The organism is Spiroplasma sp. ChiS, from assembly GCF_002968355.1.
In the GTDB taxonomy this organism is placed as follows: Bacteria; Bacillota_I; Bacilli_A; order Mycoplasmatales; family Mycoplasmataceae; genus Spiroplasma; species Spiroplasma citri.
This window is the reverse complement of the sequence record NZ_PUUH01000297.1, coordinates 1-6,545: the sequence shown is the minus strand read 5'-3', so window position 1 is coordinate 6,545 and position 6,545 is coordinate 1. Positions and strand designations below refer to the sequence as shown.

Here is a 6,545-nt window from a genome sequence, read left to right as displayed (position 1 = left end):
ATTTGAGTACGATTTTTACCAAATTTATTAATTGTAGCTTTAAAATGTTTTAAATCTTCTTCCATTTCTTCCAATTCTTTTTCGCAGATTTGAATCCGATATTCGAGAAAAGGAATTGCTCCGCTTTTATATTCGTCATATCATTCTCATGCTTGATCTCATCTTATTTGTTTTGAATCATTATTTTTAGGGTGTAATTCACTTGCATTATTAATATGTGAGTTTTTTAATCATGTATATTTAGCAGTTGTTGGGATAATACGACCAAATTTTTCTAATACTCACATAACATTATTTTTGTCATCGTCTTTTAATCTATCAATGCTTAGAGAAATATTAATTGATGATCCTCCCCCGAGTGCATCAATAATAGAAATATGGATTTCAGTTGCAAGACCTCTGTCTTGCATTATGGCAACGCGTTCTCAGTTGACTTAGCCACCTAATAATCGTCATAATCCCATGATTTATTACTCCTTTTTTATTTACATTATACCGTATTTTTTTGTTTTTGTCAGATGATTTTTTAAATTATGACTTTTTATTTTCTGCTTTTTTGGTCGCTTTTTCATCTCATTTTTTCTGTCTAGCATCAGATTTATCGTTATGTTTTTTAATAACATCAACTATATTACCTTGTTTTTTAACTTTTTTGTTATGTTTCATCTCTCTTTTGGTTGTTTCTTTAAGATATGAAAAACTATTCTTGCTAGTAAATGTGCGTTCTACTTTCCCTAGTTTTTTGTTTAAAGATTTTTCTTTTATATCACCGTATAATTTTGTATGTCCTTTATTAGTTTTATCTCCTTTGCTAGCCAATTGTGGATTAAATCTTTAACCAATTGCTTTAAATGGTGTTGAAATCCCAGTTCCAATTTGGCGGAAGAATCCTTTTGCCCCACCACCGCGAGCTGCTCCCACTAGTTTACTTGTTGCCAAGGTTGTGACACCAAGTCCAAAGCCTGCTAAGCCAACAATTCCAGCGCGAGAACTCATTCCCTCGGTCGCGTGTCAGAAATGACAAAAGTCTAGTGGTTTTTCTTGGCGAGATTGACTGTTTGATGTTTCATTATCCCCTCAATCACCATCACCAGAACCCATCGCATTCATGGTTTTATCTGCTATACTAGTACCACCCATTGCCATTGCTCGTTTGGCTCTTTTACTTTTAGCAAATCCGAATGCTTTTCCTGCCATTTTAGCAGCTCCCATTGCCATCATTCCACCAGCAACAGTTGATTTCATTGAACTCATACCTTCCCGAACGCCAGCTGCTTCGCCAATCAGATTGGCAACAACATCCGAAAACACCATTACCGCTAATCCGCCACCGCACATAAACAGAATAACAAACAATGATTTTTAAATCCCCTCAATGTCTAAACCTGCTAAATTAGTGCTTAAAATTGTTTCGATTGTTGTCATAAAAATAAAATATCCTGTTAAAGTAGCGGTTGATGCTAGAAATTTTACAATTACCATATCTTTTCAAATAAATGCTCCTTTACCATTGTCAATTGTCATAATAACCATTACTAATGGCGAAATAATAAATAAGAAAAACAATTCGATTATTTTTTGTACCAAAGCAATTCCAATCATAAACATTGCAAACAACATAAATCACACTCCAAAAACTTTGGCAATCATATTAAAATCACCAATATTATCAGGATAAGCATAATTGCTTGGTATATTATCACCACTACCATCTCAATTGGTATTTCCGATATTGTATAGATAGTTTGCAATATTTCCGTTTTCACCACCAAATCCCGATGTAATCATTTTGGCAATGTTAGCAATTGCAAAATTAGCCAAAAAGAAAAAGATTGGAATTAAAAAGATAAAAACAAACGCTTTACTACCATTTTGTAAAGCAACAATAAATTTTGTTTTTGTTTCGGTAGCATCTTGAAACAAAATTTTAATCATAGTAATTGTAAATATTAAGGAAAATAAGCACAAAGCCGTAATGACAAAATATCAGAATGCCATTGGGATATTTTGAAAACTAAATTCTTTCTTTGATCCAAACATTAATTCACCAACAACACCTCCTGTTAAATAATTTAAAACAGTGTTAAATGATGCGATTAATTGCAATGGCCCTTGTACAAAAATTGATCATATTAGTTTATACAGTGCATTAAGTATCATAATTTTTAACTTCCTTTCATTTTTTTATCAACTATGTTCCAATACTAGGGTTATATGTTTTGATAACTTGTAAAATAACATTCATAACAGCAATCATAACCAATATTATAATAATTGCTATAATCAGCCATTTTAAAGCACTTAAATCATTTCTTCTTGCTTCAGGATTATCAGCGTTTCGCATTATTGAAATTAAAATAATAATTAATTTTCAAATTGCAAAAATAACTGCCAAACCCATTATTACTCCCAAAACAACATTACTTCATAATATAACAACATCCATTATTCCACTAAAATCTGCTGTGTTGTTTAATTTCATATTTTCATCCTCCTTTGTTATTTTAAAAATTTGCTTTTACTGAATTTGTTTCTTTTTTTGATAATAAATATTTTTCTTTTTTCGATAATATTGCTGTTGATTATTAAAGTAATTTTTAATATTGTTTTTCTTAGTCATTTTTTTCTTTCCTTCCGAAATGTAAGTAAAATAAATGCAATAATAAATCACCAATCATAAAATCACAATCAATTCCAAGGGCAATTAAAAACAAAATAGGGGAAATTACTAGAAACAAAATTCCAATAATAATTGTTAAAGGATATAAAAGTCATTTTCACCAAACTTTTCTCTTATTTTGCATCTTTAATTTTTCTTTTCTATTTCAAACATTGCTGTAAATATTTTTTCTAACACATCAACAACAATACTATTGCCAGCTTGTTAATAAAGTTGGGTTTCTGAAACAACTTTGCTTGCTTTATCAAAATCTTTATTACTAAATCCCATTAATAATCAACATTCTCGTGGAGTTAATACTCGTAAAAAGTATTCTTTTTCATCAATTAAAAAAGATAGTATTTTACTACTATCTTGTTGTTTTTTATTATCAATCATAATTTTATTGACATTATTTGTTGCGATTGTTCCCATATAATTATTTTCTGTTTTTCAAAACCGATTATATGATCCATTAACTAGTAAACCATCTTTTGCTCGTGGTAAAACAATAAAATTACCATAATCCTTAATTGGCAATGCAATTTGTGGTGGTCTTCCGTGTGCTGTTGTAATGGTTGGAATAAGATTATTTTTTGTTATATCATTAAAAATATTAACTTGATTATAATTTCTCAGATTAATCATTAATTTTCCATCATTAATTTTTTTTATATCATTGGGAATTGCAATAATTCCTGCGTTTCCTCATCGCATTTGTTTTGTTGTAATTGTATAAGAACATTGTTGAATGATTTTAAGTTTATTGTTTTCAATTGCTTTTTTTCATTGATTCTTGTCTAATAAAATATTTTTTATTTACATTATTTTCTAAAATATCTTTTACTAAAAATTTTAAATTACAAGGTTGGGGATATTGAAATTTAAAATCTTGCTTTAATGTTGAAATCATAAACAATCTTTTTCTATTTTGGGTAATTCCATAATCCTTGGCATTCATTGTAAAATATTGGTTATGATATCCTAATTTATTAAGTTGATTTTGTAAATTTTGAAATCCAACAAAAAACTTTTTACTTAATAAATTTGGTACATTTTCCATTAAAAGATATTGGGGTTTTGTTGCCATTTTTTTTATTAAATCAACAACTTTGTAAGCTAAACCACTTTGTTTGCCATTTAATCCTTGCCCGTTATTATTGGCATTTGATATGTCTTGGCATGGAAATGATCAAGTTATTAAATCAGCATACGGTAAAGTTTCTAATTTAGTAATGTCACCTAAATTTGGTGTGTCATAATCATTAAAAATCGCTCGATATGATTTTTCAGCGTATTTATCGTTATCACAAAATGCAATTACTTTGTGGTTAATTCCAATCTTTTCTAATTCTTTTCTTTGGCTTCCAATTCCAGCAAATAATTCAATTACTTTAAACATAATAAACCGTCATTCTTCTAATTTTTCTTTTTTCTAAAACGATTCATGGATTGGGATACCTATAAGAACAAAAAAATAATATATTCATATTGTTTTCATTATAAATATTATGAATATATTTACAAAATGGACAATTAATCATTTCTGTACCTCTTTCTAAAAAAACAAGATAATTAATATCTTGTTTTGTGTTATTTTCATTATTTATGTTTTTTTTAATTTAATCTATTGATGTATTTTCATCTTTATATTTGCTTTTATTTTGTTTTTTGTTATCTATACATAAATCATTTCTTCCTTAATTGTCTTTAATTTCGTCTAAAATTGTTTTTATATTTTTAATTTTTGTATTTATTTTTTCTAAATCTTTCTGGTCAAAATCACTATTTTTATTTTCGCTTAATAAATTTAAAGCACTATTTAAGTTGTTTATTTGTTTTTTTAACAACTTAATTGCTTGTTGTTTTTGTTCGTCTATAAACTCATTTTCTTTTTGACATAGTAAAATTTGATATTCGCAATTATTTAGTTCAGAAATTTTAATAAATTTTTCTGCTTGTGATTGGTTTAATTCTGTATGATAATCTGTTTCGTTTTCATAATCATTTTTACTATTTTCAATTTCTTTAATTACTTCATCATATTCTTTGATTTCTGCTGTAATTTCTTGGTTTAATTTTTCATAGTAAAAACATCTTTGACTATTGGTTCTTTTGGTTTTGCTGGTGGTAAGTGTGGTTTGTTATTTGCAATATTACCACAACTAATCAAATTCACTGTGTTTGTACACGATAACGAAAATATTGCTAAAAAACTAAGTAATTTTTTCATATTTGTTGTATCCTAAATAAAAACCATTATCTCAATAATTGGGGTTATCAATATTTTCTAAATCTTCTAGTAATTGTTTTAATTCTTCTGATGTTAATTTTTGTTGTTGTATTTTATTATTTTTATAATGATTATCATATTTATTTAGTAAATCATTATTAGCATCAATGTTGTTTTGCGAATTAAACTGTTTTTTGTTTTCATGTTTTAATTTTTCAAAAGATAAAATTAAATTTTTTCCCACAATATTACCATTTTTATTATTGATACTACTATGAACCGCATAATTTTTATTTTCATCAATTTTTAAACAAAAATTAATTTTTATAATTTGATAAACCTAAACAATTTTTATCTAAAACAACACAATCTTTTTGTTTGTTTATTAAAATATACGTTTTATTTTTTATTTCTTGTGAAATTAAATTTTGGTTTAAATAAATTTTTTTATCATATTTAACACCTACCTCACTTTTTTTGCTTTTAATTTTATTTTTCCTAAAATTAATATCTAATAGTATTTTAAAAATAAATAATTAATTAAACCAAAAAATCACTTCTTAACAAACTGGTTCTATATTTTTGTCTGACTCTTTTTGTCATTTAATATCAGATAAATAATTTATCACTGTCACTGTATAACTAAATTTATCTTCAACTAATTTTATCTTCCTTACTTTCTAACTTACTTGGTAAATTATTAATATCTTTAATTAGGCAATATCTATGATTATTACTTTCACAATATTTTAAGTGCATTTCAATTGTTATTTCATCAGTTTGTAAACTTTCTCAATCATATGTAAGTTTATCTTCTTCACAAAGTAAATAAAAGTCTTCTTTAAATAAATGTTTTGATTTTAGTTTTTTAATTTCTTTATCTTTTTCAGCAAGTTCTTTTTTAAGTTTGTCATATTTAATTAATTATGATATATTCATTATTTTTTCTTTCTAAGAATATATGATTTTTTTGCTAAAATACAATAATCATTACTGCATCATAAATATTTATCATCACCATCTATTTTTAATCTACATTTAGGACAACTTTTCCTCATTATTTAATTTTTCCTCCTTACTACGTAATTTGTCATAATATAATTGTTTTCATCAGTTTGTAAACTTTCTCAATCATATGTAAGTTTATCTTCTTCACAAAGTAAATAAAAGTCTTCTTTAAATAAATGTTTTGATTTTAGTTTTTTAATTTCTTTATCTTTTTCAGCAAGTTCTTTTTTAAGTTTGTCATATTTAATTAATTATGATATATTCATTATTTTTTCTTTCTAAGAATATATGATTTTTTTGCTAAAATACAATAATCATTACTGCATCATAAATATTTATCATCACCATCTATTTTTAATCTACATTTAGGACAACTTTTCCTCATTATTTAATTTTTCCTCCTTACTAGGTAATGTGTCATAATATAATTGTTGTTCTTTTAACTCAGCAAGTTCTGCTTTAAGTGCTTCATTTATTTTTATTAGGTCTTCCATCATTTTATTAAGTACTTCTTCAGTTTTTAAATTTCAATTTAAATCTTTATTTAATTCTGTAATTTCATTTTTAAGTAATTCATTTTCTTCTTTTAGTTTGTCAAATTTAATTGATTCTGTTATATTCATTATTCATTCTCCTCAATAACAG

Annotated in this window: 12 protein-coding genes; all 12 read right to left on the bottom strand. The window is 25.8% G+C overall.

Going from position 1 to position 6,545, the window contains the following annotated elements; translation table 4 throughout:
* A partial coding sequence (locus C6B38_RS07970) for a hypothetical protein (RefSeq protein WP_146693367.1) occupies positions 1-410 on the bottom strand: 410 nt, incomplete at its 3' end.
* A gap of 121 nt (positions 411-531) precedes the next feature.
* A complete protein-coding gene (locus C6B38_RS09435) occupies positions 532-819 on the bottom strand; it encodes a hypothetical protein (RefSeq protein WP_146693366.1) in 288 nt (95 codons plus the stop codon).
* A 15-nt stretch (positions 820-834) separates the two neighbouring features.
* Positions 835-1,338, bottom strand: a complete 504-nt coding sequence (locus C6B38_RS07960; RefSeq protein WP_146693365.1) for a hypothetical protein — start codon at positions 1,336-1,338, stop codon at positions 835-837.
* A gap of 24 nt (positions 1,339-1,362) precedes the next feature.
* Positions 1,363-2,160: an Mbov_0396 family ICE element transmembrane protein gene (locus C6B38_RS07955; RefSeq protein ID WP_105299225.1), complete on the bottom strand. Its 798-nt coding sequence runs from the start codon at positions 2,158-2,160 to the stop codon at positions 1,363-1,365.
* 31 nt (positions 2,161-2,191) lie between these two features.
* A complete protein-coding gene (locus tag C6B38_RS07950) occupies positions 2,192-2,482 on the bottom strand; it encodes an Mbov_0395 family pilin-like conjugal transfer protein (protein WP_105299224.1) in 291 nt (96 codons plus the stop codon).
* A gap of 130 nt (positions 2,483-2,612) precedes the next feature.
* Entirely contained in the window at positions 2,613-2,804 is a 192-nt protein-coding gene (locus C6B38_RS07945; protein WP_105299223.1) for a hypothetical protein, read from the bottom strand.
* A gap of 80 nt (positions 2,805-2,884) precedes the next feature.
* The gene (locus C6B38_RS07940; RefSeq protein WP_105299222.1) at positions 2,885-3,376 is read right to left on the bottom strand and encodes a hypothetical protein; all 492 of its coding nucleotides are present in this window, start codon (positions 3,374-3,376) and stop codon (positions 2,885-2,887) included.
* 46 nt (positions 3,377-3,422) lie between these two features.
* On the bottom strand, positions 3,423-4,061 hold the full coding sequence (locus C6B38_RS07935) for a DNA cytosine methyltransferase (protein ID WP_105299221.1): 639 nt from the start codon (positions 4,059-4,061) through the stop codon (positions 3,423-3,425).
* Positions 4,062-4,359: 298 nt separating this feature from the next.
* The gene (locus tag C6B38_RS10410) at positions 4,360-4,509 is read right to left on the bottom strand and encodes a hypothetical protein (RefSeq protein WP_162475941.1); all 150 of its coding nucleotides are present in this window, start codon (positions 4,507-4,509) and stop codon (positions 4,360-4,362) included.
* 224 nt (positions 4,510-4,733) lie between these two features.
* Positions 4,734-4,892 (bottom strand): hypothetical protein, encoded by a 159-nt coding sequence (locus C6B38_RS10405; protein ID WP_162475940.1) that lies wholly within the window; start codon positions 4,890-4,892, stop codon positions 4,734-4,736.
* On the bottom strand, positions 4,876-5,136 hold the full coding sequence (locus C6B38_RS07930; protein WP_105298711.1) for a hypothetical protein: 261 nt from the start codon (positions 5,134-5,136) through the stop codon (positions 4,876-4,878). Before C6B38_RS07930 ends, C6B38_RS10405 begins: the two co-directional genes overlap by 17 nt.
* Positions 5,137-6,265: 1,129 nt before the next feature.
* Positions 6,266-6,523, bottom strand: a complete 258-nt coding sequence (locus C6B38_RS07925; RefSeq protein ID WP_146693364.1) for a hypothetical protein — start codon at positions 6,521-6,523, stop codon at positions 6,266-6,268.
* Positions 6,524-6,545: the final 22 nt, after the last annotated feature.